16 protein-coding genes are annotated in these 20759 nt (G+C 69.3%); 5 read left to right on the top strand and 11 right to left on the bottom strand.

From position 1 onward, the window contains the following. Nucleotides 1-14: 14 nt before the first annotated feature. From J3S89_RS00600 to J3S89_RS00580, 5 genes are all read right to left on the bottom strand, one after another. A complete protein-coding gene (locus J3S89_RS00600; protein WP_217925528.1) occupies nucleotides 15-947 on the bottom strand; it encodes an MBL fold metallo-hydrolase in 933 nt (310 codons plus the stop codon). Nucleotides 948-959: 12 nt separating this feature from the next. Further along, a complete protein-coding gene (locus J3S89_RS00595) occupies nucleotides 960-1787 on the bottom strand; it encodes a sulfite exporter TauE/SafE family protein (protein ID WP_217925527.1) in 828 nt (275 codons plus the stop codon). Between the two features lie 187 nt (nucleotides 1788-1974). Then, nucleotides 1975-3417, bottom strand: a complete 1443-nt coding sequence (locus tag J3S89_RS00590; protein ID WP_217925526.1) for a lipopolysaccharide biosynthesis protein — start codon at nucleotides 3415-3417, stop codon at nucleotides 1975-1977. A gap of 29 nt (nucleotides 3418-3446) precedes the next feature. After that, nucleotides 3447-4448 (bottom strand): glycosyltransferase family 2 protein, encoded by a 1002-nt coding sequence (locus tag J3S89_RS00585; RefSeq protein WP_217925525.1) that lies wholly within the window; start codon nucleotides 4446-4448, stop codon nucleotides 3447-3449. Between the two features lie 197 nt (nucleotides 4449-4645). Beyond that, nucleotides 4646-5917 (bottom strand): cellulase family glycosylhydrolase, encoded by a 1272-nt coding sequence (locus J3S89_RS00580; protein ID WP_217925524.1) that lies wholly within the window; start codon nucleotides 5915-5917, stop codon nucleotides 4646-4648. Nucleotides 5918-6104: 187 nt separating this feature from the next. On the opposite strand from J3S89_RS00580, the gene J3S89_RS00575 reads away from it, so the two are divergent. Then, nucleotides 6105-7832: an alpha/beta hydrolase gene (locus tag J3S89_RS00575; RefSeq protein ID WP_217925523.1), complete on the top strand. Its 1728-nt coding sequence runs from the start codon at nucleotides 6105-6107 to the stop codon at nucleotides 7830-7832. A gap of 28 nt (nucleotides 7833-7860) precedes the next feature. Here J3S89_RS00575 and J3S89_RS00570 read toward each other — a convergent pair whose 3' ends face one another. Further along, complete coding sequence (locus J3S89_RS00570) at nucleotides 7861-9159, bottom strand: VpsF family polysaccharide biosynthesis protein (RefSeq protein ID WP_217925522.1); 1299 nt, start codon at nucleotides 9157-9159, stop codon at nucleotides 7861-7863. Beyond that, on the bottom strand, nucleotides 9156-10283 hold the full coding sequence (locus J3S89_RS00565) for an acyltransferase family protein (RefSeq protein WP_217925521.1): 1128 nt from the start codon (nucleotides 10281-10283) through the stop codon (nucleotides 9156-9158). The genes J3S89_RS00570 and J3S89_RS00565 overlap by 4 nt, the downstream gene beginning before the upstream one ends. A 464-nt stretch (nucleotides 10284-10747) precedes the next feature. On the opposite strand from J3S89_RS00565, the gene J3S89_RS00560 reads away from it, so the two are divergent. Continuing rightward, entirely contained in the window at nucleotides 10748-11515 is a 768-nt protein-coding gene (locus J3S89_RS00560; protein ID WP_217925520.1) for a WecB/TagA/CpsF family glycosyltransferase, read from the top strand. Between the two features lie 116 nt (nucleotides 11516-11631). On the opposite strand, the gene J3S89_RS00555 is transcribed toward J3S89_RS00560, so the two are convergent. After that, nucleotides 11632-12741 carry a glycosyltransferase gene (locus J3S89_RS00555; protein ID WP_217925519.1) on the bottom strand — a complete coding sequence of 370 codons (1110 nt, stop codon included), beginning with the start codon at nucleotides 12739-12741 and terminating at the stop codon, nucleotides 11632-11634. Between the two features lie 96 nt (nucleotides 12742-12837). Here J3S89_RS00555 and J3S89_RS00550 point away from each other — a divergent pair, with 96 nt between their 5' ends. The 3 genes from J3S89_RS00550 (at nucleotide 12838) to J3S89_RS00540 (ending at nucleotide 18014) form a co-directional block, all read left to right on the top strand. Then, nucleotides 12838-14400, top strand: coding sequence for a glucosamine inositolphosphorylceramide transferase family protein (locus J3S89_RS00550; protein WP_217925518.1), 1563 nt, complete (start codon nucleotides 12838-12840; stop codon nucleotides 14398-14400). A 150-nt stretch (nucleotides 14401-14550) separates the two neighbouring features. Beyond that, complete coding sequence (locus J3S89_RS00545) at nucleotides 14551-16947, top strand: exopolysaccharide transport family protein (protein WP_217925517.1); 2397 nt, start codon at nucleotides 14551-14553, stop codon at nucleotides 16945-16947. A gap of 20 nt (nucleotides 16948-16967) precedes the next feature. Then, the gene (locus tag J3S89_RS00540; protein ID WP_217925516.1) at nucleotides 16968-18014 is read left to right on the top strand and encodes a glycosyltransferase; all 1047 of its coding nucleotides are present in this window, start codon (nucleotides 16968-16970) and stop codon (nucleotides 18012-18014) included. A 28-nt stretch (nucleotides 18015-18042) separates the two neighbouring features. Here the strand turns inward: J3S89_RS00540 and J3S89_RS00535 are convergent, their stop codons facing one another. From J3S89_RS00535 to J3S89_RS00525, 3 genes are all read right to left on the bottom strand, one after another. After that, a complete protein-coding gene (locus J3S89_RS00535) occupies nucleotides 18043-18288 on the bottom strand; it encodes a hypothetical protein (RefSeq protein WP_217925515.1) in 246 nt (81 codons plus the stop codon). Between the two features lie 165 nt (nucleotides 18289-18453). Then, a complete protein-coding gene (gene trxC, locus J3S89_RS00530) occupies nucleotides 18454-18897 on the bottom strand; it encodes a thioredoxin TrxC (RefSeq protein ID WP_217925514.1) in 444 nt (147 codons plus the stop codon). Between the two features lie 430 nt (nucleotides 18898-19327). After that, a complete protein-coding gene (locus tag J3S89_RS00525; protein WP_217925513.1) occupies nucleotides 19328-20590 on the bottom strand; it encodes a site-specific integrase in 1263 nt (420 codons plus the stop codon). Nucleotides 20591-20759: the final 169 nt, after the last annotated feature.

The raw sequence follows: 20759 nt of genomic DNA, 5'->3' as shown, positions 1-20759 counted from the left end.
CCGGGACGCCGGCGTCAGAGCCGTCGCCAGCGCGCCGAAAGCCGCACCTCGCCCTCGATCGGGGCGATCAGGCCGCGCGCGGCGAGATCCTCGGCATGGGCGAAGAGCGACAGCGCCGCCGCCCCGTGCAGGCGCGGGTCGACCGCCGCGTAGATCGTCGCCACCATCTCGCGGATGGTCTTCTCCGCTTCCGCGAGTTGCTCGAGGAACGCCGCCTCGCGCCCGAGCCGATGCCCCTCGAGGCCGCGCAGGAAGGCGAGCGGCTCGCCGATGCCGGCTCCGTGCGCCGGCAGCAGCAGCCGGTCCTCGCGTGCCATCAGCCGCCTGAGCGAGGCCATGTAGTCGACCATCGCCCCGTCCGGCGGCGCCACGATCGAGGTCGACCACGCCATCACGTGATCGCCGGTGAAGAGGGTCTTCTCCTCGGGAAGGGCGAAGCAGAGATGATTGGCGGTGTGGCCGGGGGTGGCGATCGCCTCGAGCGTCCAGTCCGGTCCGCTGACGACGTCGCCGTCGCCGAGCACCCGGTCGGGCTGGAAATCGCCCTGCGAGGAGGCGTCCATCGGGTTGATCTCGCCGAGGTCGAGCGGCCGCGCCGGCCGGTGCGGACCCTCGCCCCAGATCGGCGCGCCGGTCGCCGCCTGGAGCGCGGCGGCGGCGGGGGAATGGTCGCGATGGGTGTGGGTGACGAGGATCGCCGTCACTCGCGCCGAGCCGACCGCCGAGAGGATCGCCGCCACATGGGCGGGATCGTCGGGGCCGGGGTCGATCACCGCCACGTCCGAGGTGCCGATCAGCCAGGTGTTGGTGCCGTGGAAGGTGAAGGGGCCGGGATTGTTCGCCGTCACCCGTGCCACCAGCGGCGAGACGGCGACCCGCTCGCCGTGTCGCGGATCGAAGACGCGATCGAAGATCAGGGGGCCGCCGCTCGTGGGACGATCGCTCATGGCATCACTCCGTCAGATCAGCGAGACCAGGAACCGCAGCCCCATCAGGGCCAGGAAGAGCGCGAAGACGATCTCCAGCGTCCGCTTGGGCAGGCGATGGGCGAGGCGCGCGCCGATCGGCGCCACATAGACCGAGGTCGGCATGATCAGCGCCGCGCCGATCAGGCTGACGTAGCCGATCGAGAGTGGCGGCAGTTCGCCCATCTTCGACCAGCCCGCCGCCATGAAGCCGATCGCGCCGGGGATCGAGATGAGGACGCCGACGCCGGAGGAGGTCGCGACCGACTGGTGGATCGGCCGATTGCAGAAGCTCATCACCAGATTGACGATCGAGCCGCCGCCGATGCCCATCAGGGCCGACAACAACCCGGTGACGACGCCGATGATCGACCGGCCCGGCTCCTTCGGAATGTCCTGCGCGATGGTCCAGGACGCCTTGCCGAAGCCGAGCTTGATCGCCGTCGCCCAGGCGACGAAGACGAAGACCAGCTTGAACACCGCCGACGGCGCGAAGGAGGCGAGCCACGATCCGAGGATCACGCCGCCGATCACCGGCAGCGCCCACGCCTTCAACAGCTCCTCGTCGACCGCGCCGCGCGCCCGATGGGTCATGAAGGAGCGGATCGAGGTGGGGATGATGACGGCGAGCGAGGTGCCGACCGCGAGCTGCATCCGGAGCGCGTCGGGCACGCCGATGACGCCGAAGAGCTGAAACAGCACCGGCACGATCACCGCGCCGCCGCCGACCCCGAAGAGGCCCGCGAGCAACCCCGACACCACGCCTGCGGCGAGCAGGACGCCCGCCAGTTCCAAGAAGTGCATCGGATCCATGCCGGCCATCGGTTTCCTCGGTCTTCGTCGCTGGGTCGGTCGCGCCCGGGAGGCGAGACGATCCGCCCCCTCTCGTCGCGACGACCAGTCTGCCGTCTAGCATGTCGCGCGCGAACCTGTCGCCGCCGCGCGACGCACGGCTGCCGGGAGACAGGCGTATGGAGGCGTTCGTACGCGCTGCGAACGAGGTTGGGGCTCACGCCTTGTCGCGACGGAACCGGGCCGGCACCAGATCCTCGACCGGCGACGGCCGCACCACCAGCGCCGCCCCCACATAGGTGACGATGCCGAGCACGATCGAGGCGGCGAGGTCGATCGCGGTGGGCAGATGCTCGAGCGTGCCGCGCGCGACCAGCAACACGACCACCATCGCCAGCGTGGCGAGGACGGTGCGGCCGATGTCGCCCCACGGGATCGGGAAGGGCAAGAGCCGCCGGGTGACGACGAAGGTCACGGCGACCATGAAGAGATATTGGATGAGATAGGCGACGGCGCAGCCGAGCACCCCCCATTTCGGCACCATGAGGAGCATGGCGCCGATCCCGACGATCGCCGCCGGCAGCGAGATCACCGCGTTGAGCCCGTTGCGCTTGACCATGTGGAACACCTGATCGAGCACGAAGGACTTGAACCCGACCAGAAGGGCCGAGACCACGGCGACCGGGATGACGAGGGCGGCGGTGGCGACATAGTCCTCGGCGAGCAGCAGCCGGGTCATCGGCTGCGCCACCAGAATGATGCCGGCGGCGGCCGGCAGGGTGATGAAGACGATGCCGGAGATCAGTTCGCCGAGCCGCTTGCCGCCGCGCGCCGCGCCGCCGCGCTCGTAGTCCTCCATCAGCAGCGGAAAGGTCCGCACGCCCGCGAGCGAGAAGATGAAGTCCATCGGCTGACGCGCCAGCATCACGCCGGCGGCATAGAGCGCCAGCGCCTCCGCGCCCGCCGTCTGATTGAGGAACAGACGGTCGGAGGAGGCGAGCGCCGCGGTGATGAGGCCGGTCGGAATGATCGGCAGGCCATAGGCGAGAAAGGTCTTCAGCGGCTCGACCGTGCCCGACCGGAAATCGATCGACCGGGTCGTGCGCAGCACGCCCCACAGGCCGACCGCCACCGTCACCGTGGCGAAGACCACCGTCTGGACCAGGAACGATTCCGACAGCCACGTCGCGGCGATGCCGAGCACGAGGATGCCGAGCGCCTTGGTCGCCTCCATCGAGACGATGCCGTTGCGGTCGCCTTGGACCGACATGACGGTCGAGGGGAAACGCAGGACGCCGATCGACAGGATGTAGATCAGGAGGGCGACGATGAATTCGACGGTCCGATCCGCCTGATTGAAGTAGCCGAAGCCGATCGCGAACAGGAGCGCCGGCACCAGCGTGATGAGATAGACGGCGACCGCGCGCACCGTCTCCCGCCCCATCGCGTCGGGATGGGCCGAGGCGAAGCGGGCGAGGGCGATGCGCACCCAATTGCTGACGACGCCGTCGATCGCCTCGCCCATGGTCGCGACCAGAACCACGAGGCCGTATTCCTGCTTGGAGATCAGGCGCGTCAGCACCAGCACCAACACCAGCGAGGCGAGGCGCGGCAGCACCACGGCGGGGGCGTAACCGACGAGGGAACGGACGATCGACATGAACTCTCCGGACGTGGCCGCGGGACGCTTCAGAAGCCCACGTCGTTGATGTAGCCGTACCAGCGCTCGGCGATGATCCGGCGGATCGCGCGCGGCGACAGCGCGATCACCGTGAGCGCCACCATGTTGACGATCCGCTTCCCCCGGCCGATCGAGCGCAGATACCAGAAGTTCCGGACCCCCGTCGCCAGACCGCGCAGCACCGGCGTCTCGGGCACCACCCATTTGGTCGGGGCGCCGCGCAGCAGGAAATGCCAATTGAGGTAATAGGCGCCGATCAGATGGGTCGGCTTCTCCACCGCCACCCCGTAGGAGCGCGCCACCTCGAAGGCCGATTGCTGAGCATTGTAGGCGTACCAGACGTCGCGCAGGATGTTGCTCATCTTGCGGGTCCGGCCGGGCTGCGACAGGTTGGTCGCGTGGATGCGGTAGAGACCGAGGACCTCGTCGGTCGAGGCGACCTTGCCGAGCAGCGCCGCCGACAGGCACAGCCAGATGTCGTGCGAGGCCTCGATCATGTTCTGCGACACCGCGAACACCCGCTCGACGAAGCGCCGGTCGAAGGCGTTGCCGGAGGCGGGCGGATAGACCATCGAGCCGGTCTCGAGGAAATAGCGCGCGACGTCGCCCTCGATGAAGGGATAGCGCGGCAGCGTCTCGCCGGGATGGTCGACCATGCCGAAGGTCTCGAGCCGATATTGTAGCGCCACGATCCCCTCGACCCACAGCGCCGCCACCCGCTCGCAGGTCTGCGGCAGAAGCTCGTCGTCGGAATCGAGCGTGATCACCAGATCGCCGGTGGCGGCCTCGAGCGCGCGCCGGATCGTGGCGCACTGGCCCTGATTCTCTTGGAAGATGGCGTTCACGGCGGGATAGCGGGAGATCACCTCGCGCGACTCGTCGGTCGAGCCGTCGTCGACGATGATCACCTCGACCTGCGGCCAGGTCTGGGCGAGCGCCGATTCGATCGCCGCGCCGACATAGGCGCCGTAGTTGTAGTTGCAGATCAGGATCGAAAACGTCGGCGTCATGCCATCCCCCGAGGCGACGCGCCCGGTCGGTCCGGTTCGTCGCCTGCCCATCGCGCGCCGCGCCGAGCCGGTGAACTCGACGAGACGGACCCGGTCACCGCCGGTCGCGGCGGTGACGTAAGGTCTTACGGCCGGGATCTTGCCCCACGGGTCTTTACGATTTGGTTTTTTCTCTCCCGATTTCGACCGGCCGGGCGTCAGCGCAGGCCGAGGGCCCGGGCGACGCGGTCGTCGACCCGCATCGTCGCGGTGTCGTCGATGATGCCGAAGGACGAGCGTGCGACCGTGAGACCGGCGGTATAGATCGCCCAGGAAAAGCCCGCCGCCTCCGCCGCCTCGCGGGTCGCGCGGATGATGTCGGCGCGGGTCTCGGGCGCGACCTCGTCCTGGAACACGCCGAATTCGCCCATCATGATCCGCTCCGGCGGCACGTCGTAGGTCTTCGCCCAGGGGAGAACCTGGGCGATGTCGTCGCGGATCGTCTCCGGCCCGGACTTCGAGGCCACGTATGTGTCGATCGCCCGGGGCAGCTCCTCCTCGAGCGCGGCGCGCCGGGCGGGGTCCGTGATCTCGGCGCGAATGGCCTTCACCACGCGCTCGGTGATCTCGGCGCGCATCGCCGCGTCGAGCCGGGCGGCGGGGAACGGCAGTCCGGTCAGGAAGTGGCCGATCGACTTCTCCCACGGCAGGCCGGAATGGGTGATCGCGCCGGGATCGTAGTAGTGGAAGCTCCAGATCAGCGCGTCGTCGTTCCTGTAGCGGCTCGCGTCGACCCGCAGCAGCCCCTTCACGTCGCCGCCGCGCGGTCCCGACAGAACCAGCGGCAGCTTCGGCGCGGCCTGACGGGCGGCGCGATGGAGGATCGCCAACTGGCTCGGCCAGCGATCGGTCAGAGGCGATTGCGAGAACCAGTCCTGATCCGGCTCGTTGAGCAGCTCGAGCGCGGTCTTGTCGGCGGGAAACGTCTTCAATTGGGTGGCGAAGGTCCGCACGATCGCCAGATAGCGATTGAAGCCCTCGCTCGGGCGCCGATCGCCGGTGCCGAGGACGTAGTGCAACCCGTCCGGCCGATCGGGCGATTCCGGCACCAGATGGAGATCGACCACCACCTTGAAGTCGAGCGCCTGCAGCCGCCGGACGGCGCGCAGCGTCGAGGTGACGAGCGCGTCGGCGCGCGGCTCGTCCCACAGCATCGGCGAGGGATCGACGTTGAGCCGGACGAAGTCGAACCCCTGCCGGCGCAGGGCCGTGAGCTTCGCGTCGCTCACCACCTTGGTCCAATCGGGGAAATTGTCGCGGTCGTAATCGGGCGCCAGGAAACGGTCGCGATTGGTCCAGTGCTGCCACAGCTCGAAATTGACGCCGCGTTTCAGGACCGGCACCTCGGCGCCGGCCGTCCCTGGAGCGAGGCAGGCGGTGGCGAGGAGAGCGGCGGCGAGGAGACGGCGGAGGGCGGAGCGCAGGGGCATCGGGAACTTCCGCGATCTCTGGGAAAGGGGATGCGGGATCATGCCCGTATCGGGCGGGCAGGTCCAGGCGCTCGTCCTCCCGGCCTTCCGCAACCGAACGTCGTGGTGCGCAACGGATCCTTCACCGCCCGCCGATAGGGTGACGGCCGCCGCGACCGTCGGGGTCGTCGAGGTGGAGTCGTGCGCCGTGTCGAATCGTCGTCCCATCACATTCGACGGGTGTTTCGGTTGGTTTCACCCGGGTCCGCGCCGTCGCGGCGTGGTCCTGTGCGCGGCCTTCGGGATCGACGGGCTCTCCGCCCATCGCGCCTGGGGCGAATTGGCCGAGGCGCTCGCCGCCGCCGGCCTGCCGACCCTGCGCTTCGACTGGGCGGGAACCGGGGATTCGCTCGGCGACGACCGCGACCCCGATCGGCTCGCGGCCTGGCGCGCGAGTCTGTCCGCCGCGATCGACCGCTTGAAGTCCGAGGCCTCGGTCGACGAGGTCGCGCTCGTCGGCCTGCGTCTCGGGGCCACCCTCGCCGCCGAGGTCGCCGCGACGCGCGACGACGTCACCCATCTGATCGCGGCCGCGCCGGTCGTGTCCGGTCGCGCCTACGTGCGGGAACAACAGAGTCTCGCCCGGTTCCTGCGGGTTCGTGGCGAGGACGAGCCGGCCGATACCGACGAGATCGGCGGCTTCGCCGTCGCCGGCTACTTCACCGCCGATGCCACCGCCGCGGACTTGAAGGCGATCGATCTGCGTCGTCTCGCCGCCGCTCCGGCGCCCCATGTCCTGCTTCTCGCCCGGCCCGGCGACACCGTCACGGCCGAACTCGCGACCACATGGCGCGAGGCCGGGGCGTCGGTCGAAGAGGCGCCCTTTCCCGAGGTCGACGCGCTCATCGAAAATCCCACGAAGTCTCGCCTCCCCGCCGCGGCTTGGACCCTCGTCGTCGCGGCCCTCACGCGAGGGGTCGACGAGACCGTCTCCGTCTCCTTCGGATCCGCCCCGACACCGCAGGCGGTGATGCCGCCGCGTCTGGAGACGGCGGAGTGGATCGAGGAGCCGTTGCTGTTCGGGCCGGAGGAGCGGCTGTTCGGCATTCTCTCCACCCCGCGTCGTCCTCGCGCCGGCGCGCCGTTGGTGATCCTGCTCGACGCCGGACGGATCCCCCATGTCGGCTGGGGCCGAGGCGCGGTCGAGACCGCGCGTCTGCTCGCCGGCGAGGGCCGGCGGGTGCTCCGGATGGACCCGTCGAGCATCGGCGACTCTCTGGCCGATCCGAACGGGCCCGCCGAGGTTCTCTACACGCCGGAGACCGTCACCGACGTCGTCGCCGCGATGGACCGTCTGGCGACGCCGGGCGACGACCGTTTCGTCGTCGTCGGCACCTGTAGCGGCGCCTATCTGGCCCTGCACACCGCGCTCGGCGACGCTCGCGTCGCCGGCCTCGTCATGGTCAATCTCCAACGCTTCATCTGGACCGAGGGCGAGAGCCTCGAGGTGGCGATGCGGACCCAGATGCCCGCCACCAACGTCTTCGCCGAACGGATGTTCCGTATCGACACTTGGCGACGGTTGCTCGCCGGCCGGATCGACGTCGTCTCGATCGCCCGTGTCCTCGCGCGTCGACTGGTCACGCGCGCCGTCGCCGCCCTGCGCCGGACGTTGGTCGTCGATCCGGTGGTGAAGTGGTTGCAGACGCTCGATCGACGCGGCAGCCGTATTCTGTTCGTCTTCGGCACCTACGACGGCGGGCGCGACGAATTCGCCGCCCATGTCGGCGCCGAGGCGCGCCTGTCGCGGACGGTGCCCGGAGCTCGGCTCCTGCTGATCGAGCGGACCGATCACAACATCGGCCCGCGCGATTCCCGCGCCACCCTGCACGGGTATCTTCTCGACTTCCTCGAGACGGTCGACGCGAAGTCCTGAGGGGCGCGAGGGGCGAATTTCCGTTCGTTCAGGTCTCGGTGTCGCGCGGCATCAGGGTCAGCGTGAAGAAGACGTACATCGCCAGCACGGTCGTCTTGGCGGCGATGCCGAGCGACGACGACATGACGCCGACGAAATAGAGGACCGACCACCACGTCTGCCGCGAGGTCAGCGTCACCAACTCGCGCATGAAGGCGGCGAGGGTGGTGAAGAAGGCGAGCGTCACCAGAAGCCCGTAATTGGCGACGAAGCCGACCTCGGAACTCTCGACGCCGATGCGGATCGAATGTTCGCGCTGGGCCTGCCAGATGATGTCGGCGTCGGGCCACATCAGGAACTGTTCGCGGGTCAGATCGCCGAAGATGTAGAGCATCGACAGGCGGGTCTGCGCCGAGCCGTGATCCTCGCTGAACCGCGCGATGAAGCGGTCGGCGCCGCCGCTCTCGACGAACACCACCGCGAACAGGGCGCCGACCGTCACCAGGAGCGTCGCCAGAACGGCGTGGTTCAGATGAAATCGGTGGCCGATCAGCATTCGGATCGCGCCGAGGCCCGAGGCGAGGCCGATCATCGCGATCGCCAGCACCATGGCGACGCGGCCGCCGAAGGCGATCATCGCCACCCCGGCGATGCCCATCAGCAGGATGCGGAAGGCCGGATGCAGCCTGGGTGCGGCGCCGAAGGCCAGCGCCACGATGTAGTTGCCGGTGATGAAGGCGTTCGACAGCGGATGGCCGAACAGCGCCGAGGCGCGCCAGTCGTAGGCGATCACCGTGCCGTCCGCCTCGAGCATCGGCGTCAGGCGCCAGCCGGAGGCATATTCGAAGACGCCGAGCAGCGCATTGATGATCACCAAAACGTGCGCCAGGATCGTCATCCGCTCCCGGTTCGCTGCGTCGAGCCGGATCAGGCAGACGAAGAGCAGCAGCGGGAGGAGGAAGGTGTCGATGATCGGCGCCAGCGGCAGCTTCACGATCACGGCGGTCTGGAACAGCAACAGCACGATGCCCGTCCCGAACATCACCGCGCCGGGATGGGTGATCGCCACCCGGCCGATCAGCCGCCCGAGCCCGCCCGAGGCCCAGCCCCACATCAGAACGGCGATCACCGCCAGATAGGTCGCCGGATGGATCTTGGCGAAGATCGGGCCGGTCGAGGAGGCATAGGGAATGTTGACGGCGCGCAGCACCGCGCCGGAGATCAGCAGGAGCACCAGCACCAGCACATAGGTCGCGGCCGTCGCCAGACGTCGCCGTGTCTCCATCCGATCCGAGGGGATCCGCGAGGGAGACGGCGACGGGGTCGTGGTCGCGGCGGGCATGGTCATGCTCGAACTCTTTCGCGGGCGCCGGTCCATCCCGCCGGCATCACACCCTGGAACAGAAACGCGGTGAGCCGATGGCGGGCGAGGACCGCGTGGAGCATCCAGGGCAGGACGATCCCCGCGGTCAGCGAGGCGATCAGGAGCACGGACATCGAGGCCGTGGGCCAGACCTTCACCACGATCATCCGCGTCGGCGCCAACACGAACACATGGAAGAGATAGATGGTGTAGGAGCGTTCGGCCAGTTTGGCCAGCAGCCGGGAGCGCGGCGCATGGGTGACCAGCAGCAGCACCACGGCGAGGCCGATCAGCAACTGGTCTCGGAACACCTCCATGCTCTGCTCGAACGGCTCCGCCTCCGCCCACAGGGCGAGGAGGCCGAACGCCAGGAAGGTCCCGAACAGCGCCGTGTCGAAACCGTCGCCGCGACCCTCGAAGCCGATCTTGCCCTCCTTCGCGGCGACGGCGAGCAGGTGGCCGAGGAAGTAGTAGGGCGCCAGAATGACCACGTTGTACCAGGAGAAGACGTTGATGGCGGGTTCGGGGATGGTGAGATAGGCGACGCCGGCGAGAAGCGCGGCGGCGATCGCGAACGTCATCCGCCGTTCGGCGAAGATCCACGAGCCGAAGGCCGCCAGACTCGTCAGGAGGAGACTGGTCTGGAGGAACCAGAGGTGTTCGAACGGCTGGGTGAAGGCCGCCACGATCGTCGTCCGGGGGCCGAGGCCGCTGACCTGCGCGAGCACCAGGAGGAGTGTCGTGACGGAGAGGAGCGGGATCCCGAGTCGCGTCGCCTTGCGGGCATAGGCGGCGAGGAAGCGCCGGCCGTCGCCGGTCGGAATGCCGAACACCCGGCCGGAGACGAAGGCGAACAAGGGCATGTCGACCAGATCGAGCACGCGCGCGATGCCCCAATAGACCGAGCCCGGTTCGGCATGGAGCCCATGCGAGGGATCGTTGCCGATGGTGTGATAGAGCACCACGAAGAAGCAGGTCAGCCCGCGGATCGTCTCCACATAGCCGATCCGTCCCGTCTTCGCGCCGTCGACGGCCGCGCGGGTCGGCGCGCTCGGTCGGGAGCGCTCGAGGCCGGACGTCGCGGACGAGACGGAGGAGAAGGGGGTCAAGGAGCGTCCTTCCGAGGGCATGGACCGCTCGAGACGAGGCAGCCGACCTGTGCCGACAATTGTAATCGACTTTTCGAAGAAGAATCGAACGGTTCCCTCGACTATGGTTACGACGTCGTTCCCATACGTCATGTCTCACCGGGAACGACGAAAAACGGCGGTTTTCAGCCGCCGTTCGGAGGGTCGATCGACACTCGTGCGCTGTGTCGTGAGGCGGGGTGACGTGAAGGCATATGGTTTACGAACACTGAATTCCGTCTCGAAAATTCGAAATGAACGTATAGGATCGCCTTAAGTGAGTTCTGGCCTTTTGCTTTAAAAATTGAAGCAAGTATATTAGCTTGCTACTCGATGTAGAGGCCGCGATCGCTCCGGTCGCCGCCGCGCCGAGACCCCGAGGTGCAACCGTGTCCATGACCGCCGTTCAAAGAGCCGTTCCGAGGCGCCACCAGAGCCCGAAGACGATGGTTCACATCGATTCCTGGCGGATCAACATCCCCTCGAGCGACGTGCTGATCGACCGGATCCTGACCGACGCCGACGAGAAGCGCGGCGGCACCGTCTTCACCCTCAATCTCGACCATCTCACCAAGCTGCGTCACGACGCCGACTTCCGCGCCGCCTACGAGCGCGCCACCTACATCACCGCCGACGGCATGCCCGTGGTGATGCTGGCCCGCGCCGAGGGCGCCGCGATCGAGCGCGTCACCGGCGCCGATCTGGTGCTGCCGCTGTCGCGCGCCGCCGCCGTCGCGCGGGTGCCGGTCTATTTCTTCGGCACCTCCGAGAGCGTCCTGAAGACCGCCATCGCGCGCATGAAGGAAATGATCCCGGATCTCGTCGTCGCCGGCTTCGAGGCGCCGCCGATGGGCTTCGATCCGCGCGGCGAGGCCGCCCGCGAGGCCGCGCGTCGCATCGCCGCCTCCGGGGCCGGCATCTGCTTCGTCGCGCTCGGCGCGCCGAAGCAGGAACTCTTCGCCGACACCGCGGTCGAGGCCGCCGACGGCGTGATCCATCTCGGCATCGGCGCCGCCCTCGACTTCATCGCCGGCCACCACACCCGCGCCCCGCGTTTTCTGCAGGTCTCGGGGTTGGAATGGCTGTGGCGCGCCGCCCAGGAGCCGCGCCGCCTGATCCCGCGCTATTTCGAGAACGCCGTCTGGCTGGCGCGCTACGTCCTGCGCCTCGCCATCGAAGGTTCGCCGTCCTCCCCGGACGCCGGCAAGCGCTGACCGAGCCGGGAAACCCGATGCCGCCGAAGTGACCCGGCCGCGCCCATCGGGCGCGGCCTCTTCGTTCGAGTGCTCCGAGCCCTTGGGTACTGCCCTCTTCGTGCGATCGGCTCGGTTCAGGCGGCGGGGGCGACGGCGGCGCGGCGGCCGGCGGCGAGGTCGTCGACGAGACGGGCCCAGACGGCGAAGCCCTCTTCCATCGAGAAGGTCGCGGCGCGCGCGATCCGCTCGTCCGGCGCGCCCGGATCGTCGAGGGCGTTTTCGATGCCGCGCGCCATGGCCTCGGCGTCGCCGATCGGCACCAGCGTGCCGTAGCGCCCTTCGCCGAGGATCTCGCGCGGCCCGTGACAGGCGGTGGAAACGATCGGCAACCCGTGCGCCAGCGCCTCGACCAGCACCAGACCGAAGGCCTCGGTGCGCGAGGGCACCGCCACCACCCGCGCCGTCGCGTAATAGAGGTTCGGATCGATCCGCCCGGGAAGCGAGACCCGATCGGCCAGCCCGAGGGCCTCGATCCGGGCCTCGAGGCGCTCGCGCTCCGGCCCGTCGCCGCCGATGATCAGCCGGGCATCGGGTCGCCGCACTCGCGCGAAGGCCTCGACCAGATCGATCATGCCCTTCTCGATGCTGAGGCGCCCCACCGCCAGAACCACCGGCGGACGCGCCGCGAGGTCCTCGGCGGTCGTCGCCGATCGCGCGAGATCGAGCGAGACCGGATTGTAGATCCGGACCGTCTTGTCCTCTTCCGCGCCCCAGTCCTCGATCAATCGGTGGCGCAGACCGTCGGAGACCGCGACGATCCGATCGGCGCGCCGATTGACGATCGGCATGCCGTAATAGGCGGCGGCGGCGAGCCGTCCGGTCCGCCACTCCTCGAAGCCGTGGTAGCTCAGCACCAGCGGCACCTCGGTGCGGGCGAGCGCCGCCGCCGCGACGAGTTTCACGCAGGATCCCGACACCGCCGCCAGCGCGACGTCCGGGCGTAGCCTCTTCAACACCCGCGCCAACGCCAGCGTGCTGCCGAAATGCGACGAGCCCAATTCGATCAGGCGCGGATTGGTGTCGGCGCCGAGACCGTCGTCGGGCCGCGCGCGGTCGACCGCCAGCGTGACCCGATCGCCGCGTTCGGCGAAGCGCCGGGCGATGGTCGTCCAGACGCGTTCCGCTCCGCCGTCGCCCAGCGCGCGTGTCGTCAGCAATAGATTGAGACTTTTCGAATAGGACATGGCGGAGGAACGAACCGGACGGGGTCGAAGGCCGCGAGACGTCGCTCGTCGCGCGGGCCGGAGCGAGGATAGCGCAGGATGATGAAGAGAAAATCGTTGTGCGTACATTTTTATTACGTTCCGTCCGAACTCCGCCGCTGGCAGATCCACGTCCTCGAGCGCCTCGCCGCCGAACCGGGCGTGAGCATCGGCCTCGCCGCCGCGACCTCTCGGCCTGCCCCGCCGCCCGGGCTCGACCGCCTCTTCGCCTTCGAGCGTCTGTTCGTCGGCCGTGACGAGGAGACCGCCGCCGATCGGGTCGAGCCTCCGGCCGTGCCGAGCCTCGGCCGGGCGCCCGATCTCGTGATCGATCTCGCCGGCGACGCTCCCGCGCGACCCGGCGCGACGGTACTGCGTCCCTCCATTCTCGGCCTGCCGCCGCTCGAGGGCGCGCTCGCCGCCGTGCTCGACGGGCGGGTGCCGGTGCTCGAGCTGGAGACGATCGCGCCGGACGCGCCGCCCCGCGCGCTCGCCCGCTGGGCCGTCGGGGTCGAGGACCGCCGCAACACGCTGCGCGCCGTCTCGCAGATCCTCGGTCGCCTCGCCCACATGATCCTCGCCACCATCGACGGCCTGCGCCGCGAGGGGAGGGAGCCCACGGGCTTCCTCGCCGACGCGGTCGCTCCGGCGCGGCGCTCGGCGATGGTCGCGCCGGCGCTCCTGATCCGCTCGCTCGAGGCACGGATCGCCCGCAAGCTCGATCGGCTGGTGCGCGTGCCGGCCGATTGGCGGGTGATGTGGCGCCGCCGCGATCCGGCGACGCCGGTGCTCGCCCCCCATCGCGATCCGACCCCGTTCCATCTCCTGCCCGACGACGGCGGCCGCTTCTACGCCGATCCGTTCCTGTGGCGCGACGCCGGCCGCACCTGGCTGTTCCTCGAGGAATTTCCCTACGCGACCGGACGCGGCGTGCTCTCGGTCGCCGAGATCGGCGCCGACGGCGCCGTCTCGACGCCGCGCCCCTTCCTCGAACAATCGTGCCATCTCTCTTATCCGCAGATCTTCGCCGAGGGCGGCGAGGTCTGGATGGTGCCGGAGACTTCGGGCCGACGCACCGTCGAGCTGTGGCGTGCGGTGGCCTTGCCCGATCGCTGGGAACGCCACGCGGTGCTGATCGACGACGTCGACCTCGGCGACGCGACGATCGAGCGGGTCGGCGACGGGTGGTGGATGTTCGGTACCTCGCGCGATCTCTGGTGCTCGAGCTGGGACGCGCTCCACGTCTGGCACGCGCCCTCGCTCCAGGGGCCTTGGACGCCGCTCGACACCGCTCCGGTCAAGGTCGACGTCGCCACCGCGCGCCCGGCCGGCCGTATGATCGCCACCGCGAACGGCCTCCTGCGTCCGGTCCAGGACTCCTCGCTCGACTACGGTTGCGGCCTCGCCCTGACCCGGGTCGACCGCCTCGACGAGACCGGCTTTTCGGAGACGGTGCTCGCCCGTTTCGCCACGCCGAAGCCGCTCCTCGGTCTCCACACGTGGAACCGCGTCGCGACCGGCTCGGCCTGGATCGAGACCATGGACGTCTTCGCCCGCGCCGCCGATTTCGGCGCCGAACGCCGCCTCGATCTCACCCCCGAACGTCCGTCGCCGGAAGCGGCCGCCATTTTCGAAACATGATTTATGGTTCGTTAAAGGCTTTGGCGTCTTCTGAAACGCGAGTTGGGGAGACCGCGTCGAATGCGTTCGAAGGCCGTCGGCCCCTACGTGAGGTGATCCTCCGGCCCGGGCGGCCGTGAGGACGACGAACGGCGGAACGCGATGTCGATCTTGCGGACGAACACGGAACGGACGAAGGCGCCACGGACCGTCGCCCCCGGCGTCGGTCTCCACGACGAGCATGTCGACCTCGGCGTGGTGCTGCACATCCTGCGCCGTCAGTTGCCGGTGATCATTCTCACGCTGCTGGTCTTCCTCGGTCTGGCGATGACCTACGCCACGGTGAGCCCGAAGGTCTGGCGCTCCTCGGCGCGGATCCTGCTCGACCCGCGCGAGAAGCAGATCGTCGGCAACGACGTCACCCGCCAGGGGCAGGGCATCGAGCTCGGTTGGGTCGAGACCCGGCTCGAGCTGGTGAAGTCGTTCGACACGCTCGCCGCCGTGGTCAAGAAGGAGAACCTCGTCGACGACGAAGAGATCTGGGGCCCGGCCGAAACCGCCAAGACCGGCGAGGATCCGGTGGCGGGCGCGGTGCGTAATCTCGCCGACATGGTCCTGGTCGAACGGCCCAAGGAGAACAACCTCATCGACGTGACGGTCTCCTCCAAGTCGCCGGAGAAGGCCGCCCGCCTCGCCAATGCCGTCGCCACCGCCTTCGTCGACGGTCTCGCCCATGCCAAGGTCGTGCAGATCGAACACGCCAACGAGCTTCTCGCCCGTCAGGTCGACGACCAGCGCGCCAAGATGCTCGAGGCCGAGGCCCGCGTCGAGGACTATAAGCGCAACAACGGCATCGCCATGACGCGCGGCAACCTCGTCGAGGAGGAGACCCTGCGCCAGACCAACGAGGCCCTGGTCGCCGCCCGCACCAAGACCCAGGAGGCGCGCGAACGTTCCGAGCGCCTCGCGCAGTTGCTCAAGAGCGGCGATCCGACCGTCCTCTCGCAGACCGACGCGATCGGCTCGGCGGTGATCTCGCGTCTCAAGATCGAGGCGGCGATGGCGATGCGCCGCAAGACCGAATTGGAACAGACCCTCGGACCGCGCCACCCGCGCGTCGCCACCGCGCAGGCGGAAGTGGAACGCGCCAAGGCGCAGGTCGGCGAGGAGGTGAAGTCGCTCGCCGCCACCGCCGCCCTCGACTATCAGGTCGCCCGCGCCAACGAGGACAACGCCCGCAAGGCGGTCGAACGCGCCCAGGCGCGCCTCGCCGACGCCTCTCAGGCTCTCGCCGGCATGCAGGAACTCGAGAACGAGGCCAATGCCCGCCGCGAGCTCTACAAGAACTTCGTCTCGCGCATGGAGGAGACCACCCTCCAGCGCAACACCCAGGTCTCCGACGCGCGCATCGTCTCGCCCGCCCAGATCCCGCTGAAGCCCTTCTCGCCGCGCACCCGGCTCGCCCTCTCGCTCGCCGCCGTCGCCGGCCTCGGCCTCGGCCTGTCGCTGGCGCTCTATCGCGGACGCGGCCTGCTGCACGGCGCCCCGCACGAGACGGCCACCGCCGCGCCGGCGCCGCTCCCCGCCGCCGTGGTGCCCGAGCCGACCGCGCCCGACGTGGTCGCGCCGGCGGCCGTCGTGCCACCGCCCGCCGCGCCGTCCGTCGCCGAAGGTGATGCCGCCGCCGCCGACCCCGCCGGGACCCCGCCGGCCGAACCGGCCGCGCTGCTCGCCGAAACGCCCGCGGGCGGCGATGCCGAAACGGCACCGGCCGCCCCGCCCGAGGCCGAGACGGCTTCGGAAGGGGCGGAAGAGGTGGCGCCGGCCGATGGCCTGCACCGGGTCACCTTCCCGTTGTCGCTCGATCGCATCGCCCGTCTCGCCATGCCCGGCGCGGTCGGCACCGGCCCGGTCGCGCTGACCACCACCGCCGAGGGCACCACCGACGCCGACGGTCTCGAGCGCCTGCGCGGTCTTTCGACCGCCCTCTCGTCCGAACCGGGCCTCCGGGTGATCTTCTCCAACACCGTGCCGACCGCGACCACCGCCGCGCTCGCCCATGGCCTGGCCCGCGTCGCCGCCGCCGAGGGCGTGACCGTGGCGCTGGTCGATCTCGCCCACGAGGACGCCGCCCTCGATCCGGTCTTCACCGCGGCGGAAGCGATCGAACTGCCCGACGACGTCGCCGACGACGATCCCTGGGAGCGCGTGCGCGACGCCGAGGGGCTGCTGCTGCTGCGTCCGCTCGAGGCGATCGCCGCCGGTGATCCCGAGGGCCATCCCGACGACGTCGCCGACATGCTGACGGCCCTGCGCGCCGCGACGGGGGCGATCGTCGTCCATCTCGGCCGCACCCCGACCGCCGCGCTGCTGTTCGACCTCGCCGAAACCGCCGATCATATGATCCTGGTGGTCGACGAGCGCGATTTCGCCAGCCGCCGGACCTCCGACGAGATCGAGGTCATGGAGGGGCTCATGCCCCATTTCGACGGCCTCGTCGTTCTGGCGCGAGAAGAGGAGATCACGGCCGCGCCGCGCCGTATCGCCCGCCGCCGCCCGCTCGCCTGACCGCCAACGGGAGACGACGCATGATCCTCGTCGATCACACGCATCTGGGCCGCGCCGTCACCGGCCTCGAGCGCATCACGCTGGAACTCTTCAGCGCCGAGGCGCTGGCGCCGCTGCCGATCACGCCGATCCGCTCGCGCGGCACGCTCGGCCTGATCCTGGCGCAACAGCTGGAGATCCCCGCCCGCCTCGCCGCCTCGCCGGGGGCCCTGCTGCTGGCGCCGGGGTTCCCACCGTCGATCCCGGCGAGCCTCTTCGGACGCCGCGTCGTGCCCTATGTCCACGACTGCTTCCTGATCACCCGTCCGCAGGACCTCAACCGCCGCGCCGCGCTCTACATGGCGCCGGCCTTCCGCCGCGCCGTGACGACGCTGCCGTGGTTCCTGGTCAATTCGCGGACGACGGCGGGCGAGCTGCGCGCCTTCTGCCGGCCGGATGCGGAGATCACTCTCTATCGCCCGACCGTGCGCGACGTCTTCGCCATCGGCGCCGAGGCTTCGGCCCGGGCGGCCACCTCGCGCCGTGTCACCAAGGGCGGCCGGCTCGATCTGATCGCCCTCGGCACCATCGAGCCGCGCAAGAATCTCGCCGCCGCCGCCGACATCGTCGAGGCGCTGCGCCGTGTCCACGGCTGGGACGCGCGGCTGCATCTCGTCGGGCGAATCGGTTGGGGCGGCGAGGCGGAGCGGCTGAAGGCGCGCGAGGGGGTGGTCCTCCACGGCTATGCCGAACCCGACCGGGTGCGCGAGCTTCTCGCCGAGGCGCACGTCTTTCTCTCCACCTCGCACGACGAAGGGCTGGGCCTGCCTCTGCTCGAGGCGCAATACGCCGGCCTCGCGGTGGTGGCGCCGGACAAGCCGGTGTTCCGCGAGGTGTTGGGCGAATCCGGGCGCTTCGTCGATCCGAGCGATCCCGTCGCCGCCGCCGGCGTCATCGACGCGATGGTGCTGCGCCCCGACGTCTTCGTTCAGGCCGCCGCCGACGCCATGGCCAACGTGGCGCGCTGGAACGCGCAAGCCGAAGCCGATCGCGGCGCTCTGATCGAGCGCCTCGGTCCCTGGGCCTGAGGCGCGGGCTTCGGGACGAGGGAGAGGCTCAGGCGGCGCGGCCGGGCCGTCGAGGACGCGGCTCGGCGCGCTTCTCGTAGGCGTCGACCATCTTGGCGACGCACGGATCGAGATCGGTCGTGTCGCCCTTGGCGACGGCGCTGCGGCAGGCGAGGATGCGCGGGTCGACCGCCATCAGGCGGTCGGCCTCCTCGGTGGTCAATCCCTGGAGCAGGGGGCAACGAGTCGGGTCGAAGACCCCCGGGGAGCCTCGAACGATCTGATCGACGCACATGGAACCGCTCTCGGATGGGCTCGAGCGACCGCCGAACGGCCGGCTCGTGTTTCTGTCACGAGGGCACGTGGCGCCCTCATCGGATCCGTGAGCTTCGTTACTGACATGAGAGCGGCACCGAAATCAATCGGTTCGATGCGGGGGAGCCACTCGCTCCCCGAGTGTCTACCGCACGCCGTGCCCTTCGATCCACCGCAGGATCTGCGGCGCCGACATGGCGCCGGACTGGCGCGCCACCTCGCGCCCCTTGTCGAGCAGGACGAGAGTCGGGATCGAGCGGATGCCCCAGCGCGCGCCGGCGTCCGGATCGGCCTCGGTGTCGAGCTTGAGGAGGCGGACCTTCGGCTCGAGGAGCGCCGCCACTTCCTGGAAGGCCGGCGCCATCATCTTGCACGGCCCGCACCACGGCGCCCAGAAGTCGACCAGCAGCGGCACGTCCGAACGCTCGACGTGGCGGGCGAGACCGGCCCCGTCGACGCCGATCGGCCGCCCCGGGAACAGGGGCGCCCGGCAGGACGGGCAGCGCGCCTCGCGCCAATGGGTGTCGAGCTTCTCCTTGACCAGTCGATTGATCGTTCCGCATTGCGGACACACTGCGTGGATGTGCATCGCCGCCTCCCGCCGTGACTTCGCCGTCCTCAGACGACCACGCTTCATGTCGGGGTGTCGAGGATCCAGATCAAGTCCGGGCGAAACGTGACGTCGAAGCGATCCGGACGGGAAACCGCGTCGCGGGCGCGCGCGGAAGCGAACCACGTCGATTTCGCTCGATCGCGATGGCGCATCTCGCCAGACGACGTCTTTCGAAAAAGCCCTCCGGGACAGGGCTGAGCGGTGGTCGGAGTGGCAGGATTTGAACCTGCGACCCCCTCGTCCCGAACGTTGGGAGCAAGGATACTAAGTGACTGTTTCAGTTGGTCTTTCGGGCTGTGCAGTTAATTTCCTCGACCATTTGCGGCCACCTGTAACCCTTTGATTTCGTTGACGGCGCCGGGGAAGCTGCCGGGGAAGCTGCGTGGGAAGCTGCCGGGGAACCGCCTCACTTGAAGGCGCCGTCGAGCTTCTGCTGGAAGTCTGGACGGTGGTGGCCGTAGTGGCGTTCCAGCACTTCGACCGTCATGCCGAGGATGCCGGCGGCGTCCCACACCGTGAGCTTGCCCCGCTGCATCATCCAGGTCGCGGCGGTGTGGCGGAGAATGTGCGGGGTGACGATCCTGGGATCGAGCCCGGCCTTGAGCGCCGCGCTGGCGAAGCCCTTGCGTACCGACTTGATGGGTTGCCCCTGCCACTCGACGACGGCGTTGCCGAAGCGCGGCTCCCGGTGTTCCCGATGGGCGAGAGCCCGCTCCGCCTCTGCCTGTGCCTTCCAACGCCTCAGGTGGGCAAGGAGGCGCGGGAGGATGCGCACCGGCGGCTGGCGCTTCTTCGTCTCCTGCTGCCCGTCGGCGAGGCGGTAGAAGAGGCCGCGGTCGACGTCCACCCAGGAGCGACCCGGCTCGCGCCAGAACGAGGCGGCGCAGATCGCCGAGGCCCGTGTGCCCGTGTAGAGGCCGACGAGCAGAAAGCGGGCGAGGTGCCGGCCGGTGTACTTCTTCGTCGGCTGCGCGGTGCCGGCGTTCTCGCCCTTGCGGTTCCGCTTCTGCGCCTCCCGCATCGTCCACATCGCCCAGAGCAGCTTCGCCGCGTCGGTCTCGGTCAGATAGGCCGTCTTCGGCGGCGCCTTGGGCGGCAGCCAGACGGAGACGACTTCGGTGCAGAGGCCGCACTTGCGATGGTAGTTGACGGCGGCCTGGAGGTCTTCGAGTTCGCGCCGGACGGAGGCGGGCTTGATCGGCTTCGGCGGCGTGCCGGTGCGCTCGGTCATGACCCGGCGGTTCGGCTGTTCGAGCCGGTGCTTCAGGTACTCGCGGCAGGTCAGGATCGTGATGCTCGACAGGGGTCGGTTCCCCCACCAGTCGTTCAGCGAACCGACCCTGAGCATCATGTCGGAGAGGGACGCGAGCCCGTCCTCCGACTTGTGGTCGACGTAGAGGCTCAGGACGTCGGCGATCGGGATATCGGCCGGGGCGCGACGGTCGCCCTGAGCCGAGGTCACCTCCAGGGTGAGCTGCGCCTCGTGCTTGCGCTTCAGGTATTCTGCGAGAGCTGCTTCTGCCCGGCCAACTTCGCCTTCAGCGCAGCCTGTGCTGACGCGAACTTCTCCGTCGCGGATGATCCAGCGGGCGGAGGCGATGAGCTTGTCGTCTTTGGAGCGGCGCTCTCGCTCTAGATAGAGGCGAGCGCCTTTGGGCTTTGCAGGCATGGGGCAGTTCTAATGTCTCGGGAATATGCACCGCCGGGCTGCGAGTGACGTGCTCCCCGTCATTCCGGCCACGGATAAGTTTGGTCCTTCACCAGGAGCAGGACCATGCGGCGCAGCCGTTTCAGTGAAGAGCAGATCATCGGCGTGTTGAGGGAGCACGAGGCCGGCA

The organism is Pinisolibacter aquiterrae, assembly GCF_019160155.1.
In the GTDB taxonomy this organism is placed as follows: domain Bacteria; phylum Pseudomonadota; class Alphaproteobacteria; order Rhizobiales; family Ancalomicrobiaceae; genus Pinisolibacter; species Pinisolibacter aquiterrae.
The sequence above is the reverse complement of the archived record's forward strand: the minus strand, read 5'-3'. Positions and strand labels throughout refer to the sequence as shown.

Coding starts and splice junctions, on each gene's coding strand:
- J3S89_RS00600 (WP_217925528.1), bottom strand. CDS start 947: ATGAGCGATCGTCCCACGAGCGGCGGCCCCCTGATCTTCGATCGCGTC.
- J3S89_RS00595 (WP_217925527.1), bottom strand. CDS start 1,787: ATGGCCGGCATGGATCCGATGCACTTCTTGGAACTGGCGGGCGTCCTG.
- J3S89_RS00590 (WP_217925526.1), bottom strand. CDS start 3,417: ATGTCGATCGTCCGTTCCCTCGTCGGTTACGCCCCCGCCGTGGTGCTG.
- J3S89_RS00585 (WP_217925525.1), bottom strand. CDS start 4,448: ATGACGCCGACGTTTTCGATCCTGATCTGCAACTACAACTACGGCGCC.
- J3S89_RS00580 (WP_217925524.1), bottom strand. CDS start 5,917: ATGCCCCTGCGCTCCGCCCTCCGCCGTCTCCTCGCCGCCGCTCTCCTC.
- J3S89_RS00570 (WP_217925522.1), bottom strand. CDS start 9,159: ATGACCATGCCCGCCGCGACCACGACCCCGTCGCCGTCTCCCTCGCGG.
- J3S89_RS00560 (WP_217925520.1), top strand. CDS start 10,748: ATGGTTCACATCGATTCCTGGCGGATCAACATCCCCTCGAGCGACGTG.
- J3S89_RS00555 (WP_217925519.1), bottom strand. CDS start 12,741: ATGTCCTATTCGAAAAGTCTCAATCTATTGCTGACGACACGCGCGCTG.
- J3S89_RS00540 (WP_217925516.1), top strand. CDS start 16,968: ATGATCCTCGTCGATCACACGCATCTGGGCCGCGCCGTCACCGGCCTC.
- J3S89_RS00535 (WP_217925515.1), bottom strand. CDS start 18,288: ATGTGCGTCGATCAGATCGTTCGAGGCTCCCCGGGGGTCTTCGACCCG.
- trxC (WP_217925514.1), bottom strand. CDS start 18,897: ATGCACATCCACGCAGTGTGTCCGCAATGCGGAACGATCAATCGACTG.
- J3S89_RS00525 (WP_217925513.1), bottom strand. CDS start 20,590: ATGCCTGCAAAGCCCAAAGGCGCTCGCCTCTATCTAGAGCGAGAGCGC.